Source organism: Candidatus Thiodiazotropha sp. LNASS1, assembly GCF_964212655.1.
Lineage (GTDB): Bacteria > Pseudomonadota > Gammaproteobacteria > Chromatiales > Chromatiaceae > Thiodiazotropha.
The window spans coordinates 668,872-685,499 of the sequence record NZ_OZ156465.1; the positions used below are offsets into that span (position 1 = coordinate 668,872).

Annotated in this window: 16 protein-coding genes; 12 read left to right on the top strand and 4 right to left on the bottom strand. The window is 52.0% G+C overall.

Features of this window, described 5'->3' with window-relative positions:
• Window positions 1-8: 8 nt before the first annotated feature.
• The 8 genes from nirJ (at window position 9) to nosD (ending at window position 8,345) form a co-directional block, all read left to right on the top strand.
• A complete protein-coding gene (nirJ, locus tag AB8516_RS02880; protein ID WP_369157891.1) occupies window positions 9-1,178 on the top strand; it encodes a heme d1 biosynthesis radical SAM protein NirJ in 1,170 nt (389 codons plus the stop codon).
• 37 nt (window positions 1,179-1,215) lie between these two features.
• Window positions 1,216-1,677 (top strand): hypothetical protein, encoded by a 462-nt coding sequence (locus AB8516_RS02885; RefSeq protein WP_369157893.1) that lies wholly within the window; start codon window positions 1,216-1,218, stop codon window positions 1,675-1,677.
• On the top strand, window positions 1,670-3,280 hold the full coding sequence (locus AB8516_RS02890; RefSeq protein WP_369157895.1) for a cytochrome D1 domain-containing protein: 1,611 nt from the start codon (window positions 1,670-1,672) through the stop codon (window positions 3,278-3,280). Before AB8516_RS02885 ends, AB8516_RS02890 begins: the two co-directional genes overlap by 8 nt.
• A 124-nt stretch (window positions 3,281-3,404) precedes the next feature.
• Window positions 3,405-3,890 carry a thermonuclease family protein gene (locus AB8516_RS02895; RefSeq protein WP_369157897.1) on the top strand — a complete coding sequence of 162 codons (486 nt, stop codon included), beginning with the start codon at window positions 3,405-3,407 and terminating at the stop codon, window positions 3,888-3,890.
• 213 nt (window positions 3,891-4,103) lie between these two features.
• Window positions 4,104-5,321 carry an outer membrane beta-barrel protein gene (locus tag AB8516_RS02900; RefSeq protein ID WP_369157899.1) on the top strand — a complete coding sequence of 406 codons (1,218 nt, stop codon included), beginning with the start codon at window positions 4,104-4,106 and terminating at the stop codon, window positions 5,319-5,321.
• Window positions 5,318-6,166, top strand: a complete 849-nt coding sequence (locus AB8516_RS02905) for a prenyltransferase (protein WP_369157901.1) — start codon at window positions 5,318-5,320, stop codon at window positions 6,164-6,166. Before AB8516_RS02900 ends, AB8516_RS02905 begins: the two co-directional genes overlap by 4 nt.
• Window positions 6,163-7,032 (top strand): bile acid:sodium symporter family protein, encoded by an 870-nt coding sequence (locus AB8516_RS02910; protein ID WP_369157903.1) that lies wholly within the window; start codon window positions 6,163-6,165, stop codon window positions 7,030-7,032. The genes AB8516_RS02905 and AB8516_RS02910 overlap by 4 nt, the downstream gene beginning before the upstream one ends.
• A 101-nt stretch (window positions 7,033-7,133) precedes the next feature.
• Window positions 7,134-8,345 carry a nitrous oxide reductase family maturation protein NosD gene (gene nosD / locus AB8516_RS02915; RefSeq protein WP_369157905.1) on the top strand — a complete coding sequence of 404 codons (1,212 nt, stop codon included), beginning with the start codon at window positions 7,134-7,136 and terminating at the stop codon, window positions 8,343-8,345.
• Window positions 8,346-8,368: 23 nt separating this feature from the next.
• Here the strand turns inward: nosD and AB8516_RS02920 are convergent, their stop codons facing one another.
• Complete coding sequence (locus AB8516_RS02920; protein WP_369157907.1) at window positions 8,369-8,821, bottom strand: MarR family winged helix-turn-helix transcriptional regulator; 453 nt, start codon at window positions 8,819-8,821, stop codon at window positions 8,369-8,371.
• Window positions 8,822-8,931: 110 nt separating this feature from the next.
• Here AB8516_RS02920 and AB8516_RS02925 point away from each other — a divergent pair, with 110 nt between their 5' ends.
• From AB8516_RS02925 to AB8516_RS02940, 4 genes are all read left to right on the top strand, one after another.
• The gene (locus tag AB8516_RS02925; RefSeq protein WP_369157909.1) at window positions 8,932-9,486 is read left to right on the top strand and encodes a cytochrome b; all 555 of its coding nucleotides are present in this window, start codon (window positions 8,932-8,934) and stop codon (window positions 9,484-9,486) included.
• Window positions 9,483-9,956 (top strand): hypothetical protein, encoded by a 474-nt coding sequence (locus AB8516_RS02930; RefSeq protein ID WP_369157911.1) that lies wholly within the window; start codon window positions 9,483-9,485, stop codon window positions 9,954-9,956. Before AB8516_RS02925 ends, AB8516_RS02930 begins: the two co-directional genes overlap by 4 nt.
• A gap of 104 nt (window positions 9,957-10,060) precedes the next feature.
• Window positions 10,061-11,173 carry an efflux RND transporter periplasmic adaptor subunit gene (locus AB8516_RS02935; RefSeq protein WP_369157913.1) on the top strand — a complete coding sequence of 371 codons (1,113 nt, stop codon included), beginning with the start codon at window positions 10,061-10,063 and terminating at the stop codon, window positions 11,171-11,173.
• A 26-nt stretch (window positions 11,174-11,199) separates the two neighbouring features.
• Entirely contained in the window at window positions 11,200-14,262 is a 3,063-nt protein-coding gene (locus tag AB8516_RS02940; protein WP_369157915.1) for an efflux RND transporter permease subunit, read from the top strand.
• A gap of 61 nt (window positions 14,263-14,323) precedes the next feature.
• Here AB8516_RS02940 and AB8516_RS02945 read toward each other — a convergent pair whose 3' ends face one another.
• The 3 genes from AB8516_RS02945 to AB8516_RS02955 all read right to left on the bottom strand — a co-directional run bounded on the left by AB8516_RS02945 (window position 14,324) and on the right by AB8516_RS02955 (window position 16,612).
• Entirely contained in the window at window positions 14,324-15,322 is a 999-nt protein-coding gene (locus tag AB8516_RS02945; protein ID WP_369157917.1) for a cytochrome-c peroxidase, read from the bottom strand.
• Window positions 15,323-15,333: 11 nt separating this feature from the next.
• Window positions 15,334-16,179, bottom strand: coding sequence for a hypothetical protein (locus AB8516_RS02950; RefSeq protein WP_369157920.1), 846 nt, complete (start codon window positions 16,177-16,179; stop codon window positions 15,334-15,336).
• Window positions 16,180-16,279: 100 nt separating this feature from the next.
• Window positions 16,280-16,612: a plastocyanin/azurin family copper-binding protein gene (locus AB8516_RS02955; RefSeq protein ID WP_108295340.1), complete on the bottom strand. Its 333-nt coding sequence runs from the start codon at window positions 16,610-16,612 to the stop codon at window positions 16,280-16,282.
• Window positions 16,613-16,628: the final 16 nt, after the last annotated feature.

A 16,628-nucleotide genomic window follows, 5' to 3' on the forward strand; every position in this document is an offset into this window, starting at 1 on the left:
ATTTGATTATGTTTCGCATCAGTCGTTACTTGCATGCCCTGACCCGACCGGCCGCATCTGTTCGGCGCCCTGTGAATCCGACGGGCCCGGTCGTCATCTGGAACCTGGTCAGGCGTTGTAACCTGACTTGCCGCCACTGCTATGCCACCTCGGCAGACAAAGACTTTCCGGGCGAACTGACAACCTCTGACGTCTTCGATGTCATGGATGACCTGAAGGATTTCGGCGTTCCCGTGTTGATCCTTTCGGGTGGTGAACCGTTGTTGCGACCCGATATTTTCGAAATCTCGCAGCGTGCCAAGTCAATGGGTTTCTATGTGGGTCTTTCCAGTAACGGCACGCTCATCAATGAAACCACAATTGCCGATATAGCCGAAGTCGGTTACGACTATGTGGGGATCAGTATCGACGGCATGCGGGATACCCATGACCGGTTCCGTCGCAAACAGGGTGCCTTCGATGAGTCGATTCGAGGGATCAGGTACTGCAGGGATGCCGGTCTTAAAGTCGGCCTGAGATTTACCCTGACCCAGGATAATGCTGCCGAGTTGCCGGATCTTTTACAGTTGATGGACGATGAGGGTATCGACAAATTCTATCTTTCTCACCTGAACTATGCCGGACGCGGCTACAAAAACCGGAATGACGACGTTCATCATCGAATTACCCGGGAGGCCATGAATCTCCTCTTCGCCACTTGCTGGGATGATGTGCAAAAGGGACGCAAAAGAGAATTTGTTACCGGTAACAACGATGCGGATGGGGCTTACCTGTTACTCTGGGCAGCGCACCATCTGCCGCAACATCGTGCCAGGTTGCAGGAAATGGTCTCCCGATGGGGCGGCAATTCGAGCGGTGTCAATATCGCCAATATCGATAATGAAGGCCGTGTACATCCCGACACCATGTGGTGGGACTATACGCTCGGCAGTGTCAAAGAACGTTGTTTTTCAGAGATCTGGCAGGATACCAGTGAACCCCTGATGGCCGGCCTGAAACAGAAAACGCGACCGCTGGAGGGACGTTGTGCCGAATGCACCCATCGGTTGATCTGTGGCGGCAACAGTCGTACCCGTGCATGGCGACTCACTGGCAATCCATGGGCGGAAGATCCAGGTTGCTATCTCACGGATGATGAGATCAAGCCCCTGCCGAATGTTCAGGTAGCGACAGGCTGAAAGGCATGCATCGTCTATTGGCCTGGCATCCATGAGAATGAAAAGCTGTTGTATCCCGGCGGCACTTTTGTTGCTGGTGGTTGCGGGACTTCTGTACAAGTTTCTTTGGCGGGGAGAGGTGGCGCCCGCCAGTGACGGACGCAGTGCGATCCTGATGCCTCAACAAGAGCGGGATCTCGTACTCAGGGAGATGCGGGGATTCTTACAGGCAGTACAGGCAATTCTCGTTGCAGCCGACAGGGGAAATACACAGGGTATAGTGGATGCGGCCCGTGAAGTGGGCGTGACTCAGCAACAGGGTATGCCAGGGACATTGGTTAAACGATTACCGGCTGGATTCAAAATGCTGGGTTTTGATACCCATCGTCGATTCGACCAATTGGCGCTGGATGCAGAGCAGCTGGGGGACACACAGCACAGTCTGCAGCAATTGGCCGAATTGATGACGAACTGTGTCTCTTGTCATGCCAGCTACCGGATAGAATCAATCAATGAGTAATATGCAAGGTTCGCGGATGGATTCATTGCTATCGAAACAGTATTGCCATGAGATTGTGTCGGCTTTGCTTGTTACATTTATTCTGCCGATCTTTCTGTATGCCGGTTCGGCATATGCTGAAGCGGTCGATGAGCTTTATCTGAAATTTTGCGCCGAATGCCACGGCGCAGACAGGCTGGGAGGCCAGGGTCCGGCGCTGCTACCCGAGAATCTGCATCGCCTGCGACCTGCCAAGGCGCACAAGACAATTGCCGAAGGTCGGCCGGCCACGCAGATGCCGCCATTCAAGGAGCGGTTGAGTGATAGCCAGATCGAAACACTTGTCAAACATATCTACACACCCCTGGAAGATATACCACAATGGGGAATGCAACAGATTTCAGCCAGTCGAATTGAACATCACAGATCTGGGACACTGCCGGATCAGCCGCGCTTCGAGGCCGATATCGAAAATCTGTTCGTGGTGGTGGAGCTCGGCGATCACCACGCGACCCTGCTGAACGGCGACACCTTCAAACCGATCCATCGTTTCCCGACCCGCTTCGCGCTGCACGGTGGACCTAAATATGCGAAGGGCGGTCGCTATGTCTATTTTGCCTCCAGAGACGGTTGGATCAGCAAATTCGATATCTATAACCTGACCTACACCAGCGAGGTGAGGGCAGGCATCAACACTCGTAATCTGGCCGTTTCGCATGATGGCCGTTTTGTCATGGTAGCCAACTATCTACCCCATAGTCTGGTGGTGCTGGACGCGGAAGACCTTAAACCATTGAAGGTCATTCCGGTGATAGATGACAAAGGCAATTCATCCAGGGTCAGCGCCGTCTATACCGCCGATCCCCGTTCAAGCTTCATCGCTGCGTTAAAGGATATAACCGAGGTCTGGGAGATCAGTTATGAGATACCGCCTCCCAAAGGATTTGGTAGGTGGATTCACGACTACAGGGAGGATTCGGGCGAACCGGGTGTTACCGATCCGTTTCCAGTCCGCCGGATCCGGGTGAAAGATTACCTGGACGATTTTTTCATCACCCAGGATTACACACAGATTGCGGGTACCGCGCGGGACGGCAGCGGACAGGTGGTTGATCTCGATATCGGGCGGGCCGTGCAGGCACTCGACCTGCCCGGCATGCCGCACCTCAGTTCCGCCATCACCTGGCGCAGTGGTGATCGCCATGTGATGGCCACGCCCAATATCAAGGCGAACAAAGTGACCGTAATCGACACCAAAAGCTGGGAGGTAATCAAAGAGATACCAACATTGGGACCCGGTTTTTTCATGCGCAGCCACGAGCAGAGTCCGTATGCCTGGGTGGATGTCTTTTTCGGTAAGGAGAGAGATGCCATGCATGTTATCGATAAGCAATCCCTGGAGATCGTCAAGACCTTGCGTCCTGCCGAGGGCAAGACCTCGGCACATGTGGAGTTTACCAAGGATGGGCAGTACGCCCTTGTCAGTGTCTGGGACGATGATGGTGCATTGGTGGTCTACGATGCCAATAACTTCAATGAGGTGGAACGTCTGTCAATGAAAAAGCCGTCCGGCAAATACAATGTCCACAATAAACTGACACGCTCCTCAGGGACCAGCCATTGATCAGGACTGATCGGATTAGTGTTTACAGACCCTCGGGAGGTAGAGACAGATGCGATTGAATTTAAAAGTTTTCATGATTTGTAACCTACTCTTATTCGCTTCATCCGGTACATGGTGTAGTGAATTGACGATTCCGGCAGAGAATATCACCGTTGAGGATGGGGACACCTTGATAATCAGCTTTGCCGACGGCAAGGAGCGGGTTCAGCTGATGGATATCGATGCACCGGAAGATACCGAAAATGCAAAATTCAGGCTCGATATGCGTAGAACCGGCCTGGATTACGACACGCTGTTCTCACTTGGGGCAATTGCGACCCAGCATTTGATCAAACTGATAGCCGGCGAGGATAGTTTTACCCTGCAGTATCAGCCGGAAAAGCGGGATAGATATGGCCGATTGGTCGGTGCTTTGATTGATAACGAGGGTGTTTCCATAAGTGAACGGATGGTGTTGAACGGATATGCCATCGTCAAGTCAACAGCTGCAGAAAATCCCGCTCATCCTTATCATGCATTACAACGTAATGCCCAGGAGGAAATGCAGGGACTATGGGGCTTGCTGCCCAAACAGGCCCATCTCTGGGCAGGTACTTCATTGAAGCGTTGAAAGATCTGAATTTCAAGGTGAACTCACCCGTCACCTGAATCCGGCTTATTCCTGATCATGTGTCATGCAGCTATCTCTGCTCAGCAGGGTAGCGAGGCGGGAATAGTCATGGCCATTTTTTTGAGGTTGTATTCGTCTCGGCTGTCGGTTGGTTACTTGTTATTGTTGCAAAGAATGAAAATAAAACTGTGTTTACTGATGTGGATTGCATTCATGAGCTGCTCCCTTAGCGCGGATGGAAGTGATGAGTTTGCGTTAAGGACCCGTATTCAATTCGGTGCGATCAAAAACGACAACGCCTCGGAAAATATCTTTCCATCGGGTTTTCTAAACTTTGACGAGGGTCTGAATCTCAACCGGGCCGAGCTGATCCTGGAAAAGGTGCCGCAAAGCAATATCAAACCGCGCATCGGGCCGTTTCCGGGGCCTAAGCCGAGTTTGGCTGGTTGGGGTTTCGAGATCGATCTTCGTTATGGAGAGGATGCCGCCATCACCTTCGGCCTTGACGATGAACTCGAGATCAATGAAGGCAATGAAAGACTCTATCTGCTGCCGCAATGGTTTCTGACCGGTTACCTGCCGATAGGGGATGGTTTTTCCTGGATTGCCGGCAGTTGGTTTACATCCATCGGCCATGAGATCGGTGCGCCGGTCGATCCGCCGACCGCCTTCTACACCCACGCCTATGCATTCACCTACCAACCGGTAAAACATGTCGGCGCAATGGGAGCGCTGAAACTACCTTTTGATCGGGAGAGCGGACTCTGGTCGAGTGGTCTCGGCATTGTGCAGGGATGGAACAATCTGCAGGATAATAACAACGATAAAACCCTAATCTTCGATCTTCGTTGGCGAAGTCCCGATTTCAGGACCTGGATCGATATAGAAAATATTGTCGGCTATGAACAGTCGGAGCAGGGCACTACCGATCAGACAAGGCCCTTTAATGCAGTCAGCAGTACTGACGAGAAACTGTTGAGGCGCATGCATTCTGTTACTCTCAGTCACCGCTTCACCCGGACGCATCGTATCGTCGTGAATGCGGTCTACGGAAAGCAGGAAGGAGGGGACACTATTGCAGATGCCAACAATCCACCAGGATTTCTCATTACGCAAGAGAGTCGATGGTACGGCATCAATCTGAACTACTATTTTCAATGGCGCGAAAACAAACAGTTAGGTATGCGTGCTGAGTGGTTCAGAGATGAGCAGGGTGCGCATGCCTTACTACCTGAAGGTATTTATCGATCGCTGACGATGAACCTCTCCTGGTGGGTGCAGGATGGTCTTAGGATCCGCCCTGAGCTGCGTTACGATCAATACAGCGGCAACGGCAAGCCCTTTGCGGGACAGGTGCCAACAATATTCTTCGGTGAGGAGGAACAACAGTGGGTAGCATCGCTGGATGCCACCTGGTTCTATACCCTATGAATAACAAATATACCTTTGTTGGCGCCTTGCGGCCTTTTTCGCTTGTGGTAGCCATTGCCACCTGCGGACTCGGTGTCAGTCTGGCGCTCATAGACAATGCGGATGACAGCTGGCTGGCCTGGCTCGTGCTCCTTACAGGCCTGCTGTTACAGGTAGCCGTCAATCTGGTCAATGACGCACCCGATCTGGTTAATCAAGAGCTGGACCAGTTAAGTCGGCAAAACATTCTTCGGAATCAGAAAATCGGCTGGATCATTATGCTGCTGGCCGTCATGCTGGGTCTCTATATGGTCTCCATCAGGGGATGGCCTCTGCTCCTGTTGGGCATGGTCGGTGTGGCAGGTGCCTGGGGATATACCGGTGGCAAGGTCAACTATAAACAGCGCGGCCTGGGTATCGTACTGGTGTTTCTTCTGATGGGCGTATTGCTGATCGGCGGTTCATACTATGTACTCAGCGGTCTCTACACATGGAGGGTGTTCTGGCTGTCACTGCCCTTCAGCCTGCTCTCATCCCTGTTGTTGCTGAGTAATGAGTTGAGGGATTATGAATCCGACCGTGATGCAGGTATCCGTACCCTGATAGTCCGCATAGGTTACCATTCAGGTGTCAGGCTCTACTACCTGCTCATCAGCCTGGTCTACCTCATCTGCGCGATGCTCTATTGGGCCGGGATGCTGCCAGGATTTTTAATGCTACTGATCACTTCACTGGCATTGGTCGGCCCTCTCAATCTGCTCGATTCGCCAACCACCCAGCGGCAGCGATTGACACCGCTGACAGGCCGCTTCTACCTCCTGTTTGGCGCAACCTATCTTGCTACCCTATGGATGGATCTGCCGTGAACCAAGATATGATCCTGAGTCTGGCACTACCGGTCACGCTGTTCTGTATCATGTTCAGCATGGGTACAGCGCTTGTTGCCAGGGACTTTCGGCTTATCCTTGAATCTCCATTCTCCGTGCTGATTGGTATTGTCAGTCAGATGCTCATTCTTCCCCTTGTGGCTTTGGTCGTGCTCATGCTGCTGCAACTGCCTCCTGAGCTCTTTGTCGGTTTCATGATCCTGGCCTTCAGTCCAGGGGGCACCACATCCAACATGTTCTCCTACCTGGGCAGGGGTAATGTGGCACTCTCAATTACCTTGACGGCGATTGTCAGTCTGGTGACGCCGCTTACCATTCCGCTGTTCGCAAGCCAGGTCATTGAATGGCAGCTGGACAGTCGCAGCGAGATAGTTCTTCCCTTTGTCTCCACATTTGCAAAACTTGTGCTCGTGACATTGATACCCGTCGCTCTCGGTATGCTGTTACGTCACTATCGACCCAACTTCTGTATGAAAAATGAAAGGCTTCTGACCCGGATTCCGCTGATCATGCTGCTCCTGGTCATTGTAGGTATCATCCGGCAGAACTGGGAATCGATGCCGTTGTTTATTGCCCAGACCGGCGTGCCCGCCCTGATACTTGCTACACTGGCCTTGGGGGCGGGATATGGCTTTGCCCGTATGATGCGCTTAATTGAGACAGACGCGCGCACTGTTGCGATAGAGACGGGCATTCAAAACGGCGGTACGGCGATTTTGGTTACGGGTACCATCCTGAACAACCCAACCATGACCATCGCGCCGGTGATGTACGGTATCCTGATGTTGATTCCCACGTTCGCATATATTGCCTGGTTGAATCGCAGGCAAACGGCTATGGCCTGAACGCGACATGATTGGATACCGGATTGATATCTTGTTCGCTAGGACGTGATTGGGATATCGAACATTCATTAGGAGGCAAAACTGTCATCCATCGAAGTATCATGAATGCCCTCATTAAAAACTCATTGATCTTCATTGGTCTGCTGATGGTTGCGCCAGTTATGGCTTTACCCCCTCTGCAGCTTTTTGTTGATTTAACTCCTCTGGGTAAGACGCTCCGACTGATACCAGGCAGCTATTCCGGTCCTGTCGTCATCAATAAACCGATTGTCATCGAAGGTGGTGGCGAAGTAACGGTCGATAATGAGGGTGTGGGAACGGTAATGACGATCAAGTCGGATCACGTTGTGGTACGTGGACTTCATTTGACTGGTTCCGGTACTTCCTACAATGCCATGGATGCCGGTGTATTGATTGAGGCCAATGAAGTCATTTTCGAAGACAACCGTTTGGATGATGTTTTGTTTGGCATTCACATCAAGCAAGGAAATGCCAATACCATCCGCAACAACACAGTCACATCGAAACCGTTTGAGCCGAGTTTGCGAGGTGAAGGACTGAGAATCTGGTACGGAAACGAAAACCTGATAGAAGGTAATACCTTTTATTATGTCCGTGATCTGCTTCTGACGAACTCATCAGCAAATGAGATTATCGGTAATGAGTTACACCATAACCGGATCAGTCTGGAATTTATCTTTTCTCCGGACAATCTCATCAAAAACAATCATATTGGTGAAAACGACACGGGAATCGTGGCGATTTATTCCGATGGGCTGTTGATCGAGGACAACCATATCGAGCATATCAGAAACACGGGTAGCTCGGCGCTGGCAATCAAGGAGAGTTCACAGGTTAAGATCAAGGATAATAAAATTCTTCACAATGCCGTGGGATTGACCGCAAACTCGCCGGTGTTTCCAGAGAATATTCTCTATCTGGAGAACAACCATTTTTCCTACAACAATATGGCGATGTATTTCTATGGAGAGAAGGGGGGGCATATCATTCATGGCAATCGATTTGTCAACAATCTCTCCACGATTGCCGTCAGTCATATAAAGAGTGCAAAAAGCAATGACTGGGATGGAAACCTATGGGATGACTATCGGGGCTTCGATCGTGATCATGACGGATATGGAGATACGCCTCATACAATCAAGTTGTACGCGGACCGGATTTGGATGGACAGACCGGTCACGCAATTCTTTCGCGGTACGCCGATTATGGGAATGATCGATTTCATGGAGCGATTGGCGCCTTTTTCGGAGCCGGGATCCATATTGACCGATCCCCATCCCCTGATCGACTAATCTGCAGATATCCTTTCCAGCACCTATTCAGTCCTGGAAAGCACCAGTTTGTTTAAAATTTTCACCAAGTCTTTCTGCTCCTTCGGAGAAAGGGCCGACAAAAGATGCCCGTTGACCTTGCCGATGATCGTAAAAAGCTGTGGGACTATCCTGCGACTCTGCTCGGTGAGATATATTCGATGACTCCTACGTGACCGGTCATCTTTGCGGCGTTCAACGAAACGTTTTTCTTCCAGCGCGTCGATAGTCCGGGTCGTTGCATAGCCGGGCATGGTAATTTTTTTACCGATCTCAGATTGGGTAAGCCCTTCGGCTTCCGACAGCGTCATCAACACTGCAAATTGTCCCAGATTTAAACCCAGGTGCTTCAGTTCGCTACTCATTTCGGCATCAAGTGAGGTGCAGAGTATTTTAAACATCCACCCGGTACTGCCTTTTCTGACTTTTTCAGCCTCAGGCTGAGTCTTCTTAACCATGTTCATACCAACATAATGACACAATAATGAAAATCAGCAACTATTGCAATTGCAATTAACGCATTTGTTGAATACAATCAGCGCTATCGTTCCACAATCTGGAGATTCTGATGAGACGTTACCATCCTGCTTTGGTACTTTTACATTGGTTGCTGGCAATCATGATCGTGGCAGGACTGATCATGGGCACGAATGTCCTGAGCGCCACACCGAACGACGTTCCTGAAAAGTTGTTCTACCTGAAAATGCATATGTCGATGGGCATTATCATCTTCATACTCATGACTATACGTTTAGGTATCCGTTTTTTTACAGCGAAACCGCCGGCGGCTGATATCGGGAACAGCCTGATTAACAAGCTGGGTATCGCTACACACTACTTGTTCTACCTGGTGGTGATACTAATGGGGGCCAGCGGTCTCGCGATAGCCAATATGGCAGGTCTACCGGAGATTGTTTTTGGTAGTTCCGGCGCATCCTTGGTTTCAACGTTCGATGATTTTCCCCCACGCATTGCGCATGGCGTGTTAAGCAAAGTTCTGCTGATACTGATCATCGGCCATGTATCAGCCTTCCTGTATCACCAGTACGCTCGTAAAGATAACCTTTTTTCCCGTATGTGGTTTGGTCGTCGTTCATCGGATCCATCCGAGGTTCAATCATGAGAAAAACCCTAGATTTCATCCAAGAGATAGGCACGATTATGTACGTGGGTGGGATACTCTCGCATATCGTAATCGGTGTCGTGCTGGGACACCCCGATGCTGCCACGGCATACAGTGTTTATGTTTACAAGGAGATGAGCGCCTATGTTCTCATTCTACCGGGACTGGGACTGAAGGTGGCCTGCGATAGCATTCTCTATTTCGGGCTGGGAGTGAAAGCCAACTGGTTGAAAGGCAAGATGCTGATGATGGCATTTCTCTCTACCAACGCTTTTATTTTCCTTGTTCCCATGATGCCTGAGCTGGTTGTACTGGCCAGGGAGTCATTGCCGAATGGGGAGGTCAGTCAGGCATTTCTTGATAAAACCGCCACTGAGCAACTGGTCGGTATGTCGAATGTGATTCCGCTGATTCTTGAAATGGTACTGGGTTCGTTCAAGCCCCGGTTATTCGGTGAACGCAGAGAATGATGCAGACTGGAAAGCAATGTCTTCGTCCTAAACAAGTGTTGTGATCAATGCAATTTAACTCAATGACATTGATTCAACGCCTCGAAACTCATGGAGTTTCCATTATGTATCAGCTGCACAATCATATTTTTCTTCTTGCTGTGCTCGCATTGGGTGGCCTTACCGGCTGTCAGCAAGATGAGACTGAAACCAAAGTAGAGAATATTCGCCCCATAAAAACCATCACGCTTACGGCCAAGACTCAAGCGACCGAAGAGCGGAAATTTTCCGGGCTGGTCAGTCCCGCGAACTCGTCCACCCTCAGTTTTGAAGTGTCCGGCAAAGTGATCGAGATTACAGTGGATGTCGGCGATCAAGTGGTCGCCGGTCAGCGATTGGCGGTTATCGATGATGAGCCATTCAAACTTAAGGTCCAGTCGGCCGAGGCGGACTTCAAAAAAGCCAAAGCAAATTTCAGGCATAGTGCAAGCGATTATGAGCGTAAAAGCGAATTGGCAGTAAAGGGCTATGTTTCTGCTTCGGATCTGGACTCGGCATTGGCACAGCGCGATGCGGCCCGTAACCAGGAAGCCATGGCGCTATCCCAATTGAATATCGCCAAAAGGGAGTTGAGAAAAACTGTACTGAAAGCACCGTTCGGCGGATATATCTCAAAACGACTGGTGGAGCCTCACCAGGAGATTGTTTCAGGACAGGAACTCCTGCAGCTCGATGAGTTGGAAGAGGTAGATGTGGAGCTAATGTTGCCTGAGAACATCATTGGTTATCTGAAGCATGGCGATGCCGGCATCGCATCCTTCCCCAGTCTGCAAGGCATTCATGTGGAAGGGCGTATCGACGAGATCGGTACGCTGGCTGAAGCCGCCAATACATTTCCCGTCTCACTGCGCCTCAATCAACGTCCGCACAGCCTCTATCCAGGTATGACCGCAGAAGTCCAACTCATGATCGATCACGGTGAGCAGAACGAGGGATTCCTGTTGCCTGCATCGGCCATTGTCGCCGGTGTGGGCACGGGATCAGGACGCCACTTTGTTTTCGTATACGAGCCAGAATCCGGTACTGTTCGCAAGAGACCGGTATTTGTTTCAGGCGGGCAGCGACAAATGGCGCGGATCAGTGAAGGCCTGAAGGCAGGTGATATTGTCGCTGTCGCCGGCGTGAGTTTTCTTACCGATGGCATGAAAGTCCGTTTGCTCGATGAGAAGCGAGACTGATCCTCCCACACCACACGAGCCAGATCATGAATCTTTCCCGTTTTGCACTCGACAACTCCCGTGTCATGTCACTGTTCGCGCTCTTCATCATTGCTGCGGGGATCATCCTGTATCAGGGGTACCCAAAACAGGAGGATCCGACGATCACGATCCGGGAGGCTGTGGTCACGGCCAGCTTCCCCGGCATGTCGCCAAAGCGTGTTGAAGATCTGCTGACCCGCAAGCTGGAGGAGAAGATTCGCGAAATCCCCGAGGTCGACGACATCATCTCGGAATCCAAGACCGGTAGCGCAACCGTCCATGTGGTTGCCAGGGACGAGGTCGATGATTTGTCCTCAGTTTGGCAGGATCTACGCAACCGCATGGAGGATATCGCGGACGATCTGCCTGCCGGCACGAATGGGCCTTTCGTCAACGATGAATTTGGCTTGACAGCGGTAGCCAGCATAGCCTTGTGGTCAGATGGCTTCACCCTTGCCGAGATGCGTGAAACGGCACGTGATATACGTGATCGTCTCTATTCACTTCAGGGTATCAAGCGCATTGAGCTGTTTGGTGTGCAGGAGGAGAGAGTCTATCTGCAGACCGCCAATGCCAAGCTGGCTAAGTTCGGTATCTCCCCGGAAACGATCGGCAACACACTCGAGCAGCAGAATATTCTTTTACCCGGCGGTATTCTGGATATCTCGGGGAGAGCATTCGCCATTGAGCCGAGCGGTAATTTCGAAAACCTGGAGGAGATTGCCGCCATACCGATCGGAATACCCGGCACCGCGCAGAGCATAGCCTTGCGCGATCTGGCGGAGATTAAACGTGGTTATGTCGATCCTCCTGAAATGCCGACGTTCTTCAATGGACGGCAGGCGATTGTGATCAGCGTTTCGGTGATGGATGGCGTGGACTCTGTTGCTTTTGGTGATCAGTTGACGGCGCGAATAGAGGAGATAAAGCGTGAACTGCCATGGGGTTTGGAGCTGGAGTTTGCCACCTACCAACCGGAGTTGATCGAGAAAACGGTCAGCGCTGCAGTCGTCAATCTGGGCCAGACCGTGGTGATCGTACTGGCGGTCGTTGTACTGGCCCTGGGTCTGCGCACAGGACTTATAGTTGGCGCCTTTGTGCCCCTTGTCATGATGTTCGGCATGGTCATGATGTCGTTTTTCGACATCGAACTTCAGCGTATTTCAATCGCTTCAATGATCATCGCGCTTGGCATGCTGGTCGATAACGGTATCGTGGTTGCCGAAGATATCCGTACACGCATGCACGACGGGGCGACAGCAAGGGAAGCAGCCGTCGCCATGGGTCAATCCTTGAGCGTACCCCTGATGACCTCTTCTTTGACCACCGTGCTGGCATTTATGCCATTGATGCTGATGGTTGGGGCTGCCGGTGAATTTACGGGATCGTTGAGTTATGTGATCGGTATTCTTATGGTCGGTTCCTGGCTCCTGGCCATGCTTATCGTGCCGCTGGTCAGCGTTCGTTTTATGAAAGTGGAGAAGAAGGAGAGTGATGAGTTCCATCGCTTCGACAGGGGCTTTTACAAACTCTATCGGCAACTGTTGACCTGGATGTTAACTCATCGCCTGGTGGTGATGGCTGTCGTCTTGTCATCCCTGATCCTATCGGGATGGGCCTTCGGGAACTTTGTCGTAAAAGAGTTTTTTCCGAAAGGTGAGCGCAATCAATTTCTTGTCTATCTCGATATGCCAGCCGGAACCAGGTCGACTCAAGTCGTCAAGGAGTTGCAAGCGATCAACAAGTGGTTGCTCGATTCGGAGAATAATCCCGAGGTTAAAAGTACGGTTGCCTATGTCGGTCAGGGGGGGCCTCGATTTTTTCTATCCCTCGCACCGCTCGACCCCGATCCGCACAAGGCGTTTATGCTAGTCAATCTGGAGCGTAGCGACCAAGTCTCGGAACTGGTACGGCGTACGCACAACTACCTCATCAATAATTTCCCGGAGGTGCGTGGCCGGGTCAAGGCGATGTGGATGGGACCTTCCGAAACCGGCCTGTATGAAGTGCGGATATCCGGAACTGACGCAGAGTCTTTGATGGATCTGGCAGAGCTTGTCCAGGCGGGCTTAAGCGCGATTCCGGGAACCATCGATGTATTCCAGAACTGGGAAAATCCCCAGATTAAGTTCCATGTCAAGGTCGACCAGTCCCGCGCCCGCCGCGTGGGCGTAACCTCCACAGATATTGCCGTGGCTTTGAATAACTTCATGGATGGTGTCGTACTGACCGAATACCGGGAGGGGGACACGATTATTCCCATTGTTGCCCGAGGCAAGGATGAAGAGCGCGCGTTGGTCAGCAATATCTGGGAACTCGCTGTTTTCTCCTCATCCACCGGCAACAGTGTGGCACTGGGACAGGTGGCGGAATTGGAGGGGCTGGGAGAGTACAGCCGGATAAAGCGCCGTAACCAGGTGCGCACGATTACTGTGCAGGCCAAACACCCACATTTAAAAGCGGATCAGATCCATAAGCGTATGTTACCGGTTCTCGAATCCCTGCAGTCTTCAATGCCTCCAGGGTACTTCATTGAGTTGGGTGGCGAGCTGGAGGGCTCATCTGAGGCGCAGGGACATCTGGCGACTTGGATGCCGTTGGCGTTTGCCCTTATTTTTGCCTTGATCGTATGGCAGTTCAACTCAATCAGGCGGGCCGCGGTCATTATGCTCACGATTCCTCTCATCATTGTGGGTGCCACCATCGGTCTGCTCACCATGCAGGCCGTGTTTGGATTTATGACCATTCTCGGTCTGTTGGCACTGGCAGGAATCATTATCAACAATGGCATCGTCATGATCGACAGGATTGAGGAAGAGCGGCTGATTGGGACACCCCCCTATGAGGCTGTCGTACGTTCAGCCCTGTCCCGACTTCGCCCCATCCTGTTATCGGTCTTCACGACAGTGCTTGGCTTGCTACCTTTGATCGTATATCGGGATATTCTCTTCTACGGCATGGCCTCAATGATGGTTTTTGCGCTAATGGTGGGCACGGTTCTCACACTCGGTGTGGTGCCTCTCCTGTACACCCTATTTATGAAGGTGAAGATCCCACATGCGGTCTGATCGAGCGGGTTTTTCGGATTTATGAGACATAACCGATGAGCTTGTGCCCGATCGCTTCGGTCTAGTTCTCAGACTGCCCGTTTTTGAATTCCTTTCCTGTCAGGGTGGCAAGAAAGGCTGCGATATCGGCAATCTCATCCTCTTTGAGCTCGATATCCAACTGGATGCTTCCCATGGTACGGATGACATCCTCCAGGATTTTACCGGAACCGTCATGAAACCAGGGACCGGTGATCGCCACATTGCGCAGTGATGCAACCTTGAACATCATCTCATCCGCTTCGTCTCCGGTCACACGGTGCCGTCCCTTATCCTCTGTATTGTGGAAGTCTTTGTAGACACCCAGTTTCTCGATCAGTGTGCCACCCAGCATGGGACCATCGTGGCATCGAATGCAGTTATGTCGGATGAATCTGGTAAGCCCCGACTGTTCCTGCGTCGTCAGTGCCGATTTATCTCCGCGCATGAAATCGTCGAAGCGGGATTCACTGCGCAGGGTGCGTTCGAAAGCGGCGATGGCCTCTGCCAGATTGGCATAGGAGAGGGGAGGGGTGTCGTCCGGATATGCCTTGGCGAAGGCTTCGACATACTCTGGTATCGCGCCGAGTTTCTTCACCACGCTCTCTTCATCGGGCATGCCCATCTCGATCGGATTCAGTATCGGCTGGCGTGCCTGATCGGCCAGGTCCGCCGCGCGGCCATCCCAGAACTGTGAACTTTGCCACCCGGCGTTCAATACGGTGGGGGTGTTGCGGTTTCCGAGTTCCCCGCGGGCTCCCGGCGAAGTGGGGAGGTTGTCCATGCCGCCCCTGCCGTCCCCAAGCGGATGACAGCTCGCACAGGACTGGGTGTCATTGATGGAGAGGCGGGTGTCGAAATAGAGCTGCTTTCCCAGTTCGATGCGTGCCGGCGTGTCGTTTTCGCTACCGGGCATGGTCTGGGGCAATGCTTCGAAGTAGCGGTTGGCCTTCCTGATGAGGCGATCGGTTTTATCCGCCTGCACGCCGGTGCCGAACAGGAACAGAAACGATACAACAATTAGACTGACCTTTTGATTCATTTCGATTCCCATCAATCAAATAGAAAGGATCGGGTATCGCCTAATGTACGGTGTACCCCATGGCATCTTGCGCAGATGATCACGGCAGCCTCGCCCAGCTTTTTACCTGTCGATTTCGGCTGTTGCCGGGTCAGCGCCTCATCCAGTTCATCGAGCGTACGGGAGCTGGCGTCGCCAAGTATCCGCAGGCGGGGTAGTTCATCTTTGTGACAGGACCCGCAGCTCTCACCCAATCGATACAGTTGCCCCCTGAGCTGTTGGGAGGCCTTCGCCGCACGCGCCCATTGTTTGTCTTCACTGGCGATCTTGATGCGGTTGACCGTCCGGGACAAGGCATCCATGTGAGTGCCGTAGTCCTTCAAGATGCCCTGTTCGTCAGCAATCTGGATGTGGCTGAAATCCGGCGAGCGGTATCGCAGCGCGGCAAGGGCACGATACTCCCGGTGACAGTTTCGGCAGTTGCGCTGAAGCCGTGAAACAGCACTGGTGACGGTTTTGAAATCTCCCAACCGGGCAGCCGTTTCCAACCGTGTAGCCTCGTCGAGTTCCACCTCATCCCGCCACTCCGGCACCATATCGGGCAGCTTGCGAAAATGCTCGACGAACTTGCCGCTCCACTTCTTGGTCAGCATCAGATCCTGCTCGGCGGCATACTCGTCTATAGCCTGCAATTCACGTCTCAGGGCGAACATGGTATGAAGCCAGACCTGTCGCTTGTTTTCAGGTTTGTACCACTGTGATAGGGAGTCGGGCAGCAGTGTGACGTTGCGTTCCTCTTGCGCGACGGATGGACTGTTCTGACTCGTCAGCAGGAGGGTGAAAATGCCGACGAGCCAGAACTGATCTCGATATCTCATTTTATCTTTGGTTTTCCAACTGGACGAAGCGGTTGATCGTGTAAAGTATTTGGGGCTGGCGTGAAATGGTGCTCTCTGGCAGACAAACACGGATATCTGACTATTCTACAACGTGTACGACACCCTTCATCTGGTGACTTTCATGGTGAGGTTCACAGATATAGTGGTAGCTACCCGGTTTATCGAAAGTGCGTTCCCTGATATCGCCGGGGAAGAAGTAATCGCCGGGCTCCTCACCAAGCACCTCAAACCAGGCACTGTGATACTGGCGTTTCTCGTGGTTTTCCCAGCGCACGGTGGTACCGACCTTGACGGTGATCTCCTCCGGCTGGAATTTATAGTCTTTCGCAATGACCGTGACCGTCTCTCCGGCCAAGGTGTATGGCGCAACAAACAGCCCCAACAGCAACAGGATTATGTTAGCTCGAAACATAATGGTTACCTCTGTT

Coding starts and splice junctions, on each gene's coding strand:
- nirJ (WP_369157891.1), top strand. CDS start 9: ATGTTTCGCATCAGTCGTTACTTGCATGCCCTGACCCGACCGGCCGCA.
- AB8516_RS02885 (WP_369157893.1), top strand. CDS start 1,216: ATGAAAAGCTGTTGTATCCCGGCGGCACTTTTGTTGCTGGTGGTTGCG.
- AB8516_RS02890 (WP_369157895.1), top strand. CDS start 1,670: ATGAGTAATATGCAAGGTTCGCGGATGGATTCATTGCTATCGAAACAG.
- AB8516_RS02900 (WP_369157899.1), top strand. CDS start 4,104: ATGAGCTGCTCCCTTAGCGCGGATGGAAGTGATGAGTTTGCGTTAAGG.
- AB8516_RS02905 (WP_369157901.1), top strand. CDS start 5,318: ATGAATAACAAATATACCTTTGTTGGCGCCTTGCGGCCTTTTTCGCTT.
- nosD (WP_369157905.1), top strand. CDS start 7,134: ATGAATGCCCTCATTAAAAACTCATTGATCTTCATTGGTCTGCTGATG.
- AB8516_RS02920 (WP_369157907.1), bottom strand. CDS start 8,821: ATGGTTAAGAAGACTCAGCCTGAGGCTGAAAAAGTCAGAAAAGGCAGT.
- AB8516_RS02925 (WP_369157909.1), top strand. CDS start 8,932: ATGAGACGTTACCATCCTGCTTTGGTACTTTTACATTGGTTGCTGGCA.
- AB8516_RS02930 (WP_369157911.1), top strand. CDS start 9,483: ATGAGAAAAACCCTAGATTTCATCCAAGAGATAGGCACGATTATGTAC.
- AB8516_RS02935 (WP_369157913.1), top strand. CDS start 10,061: ATGTATCAGCTGCACAATCATATTTTTCTTCTTGCTGTGCTCGCATTG.
- AB8516_RS02940 (WP_369157915.1), top strand. CDS start 11,200: ATGAATCTTTCCCGTTTTGCACTCGACAACTCCCGTGTCATGTCACTG.
- AB8516_RS02945 (WP_369157917.1), bottom strand. CDS start 15,322: ATGAATCAAAAGGTCAGTCTAATTGTTGTATCGTTTCTGTTCCTGTTC.
- AB8516_RS02950 (WP_369157920.1), bottom strand. CDS start 16,179: ATGAGATATCGAGATCAGTTCTGGCTCGTCGGCATTTTCACCCTCCTG.
- AB8516_RS02955 (WP_108295340.1), bottom strand. CDS start 16,612: ATGTTTCGAGCTAACATAATCCTGTTGCTGTTGGGGCTGTTTGTTGCG.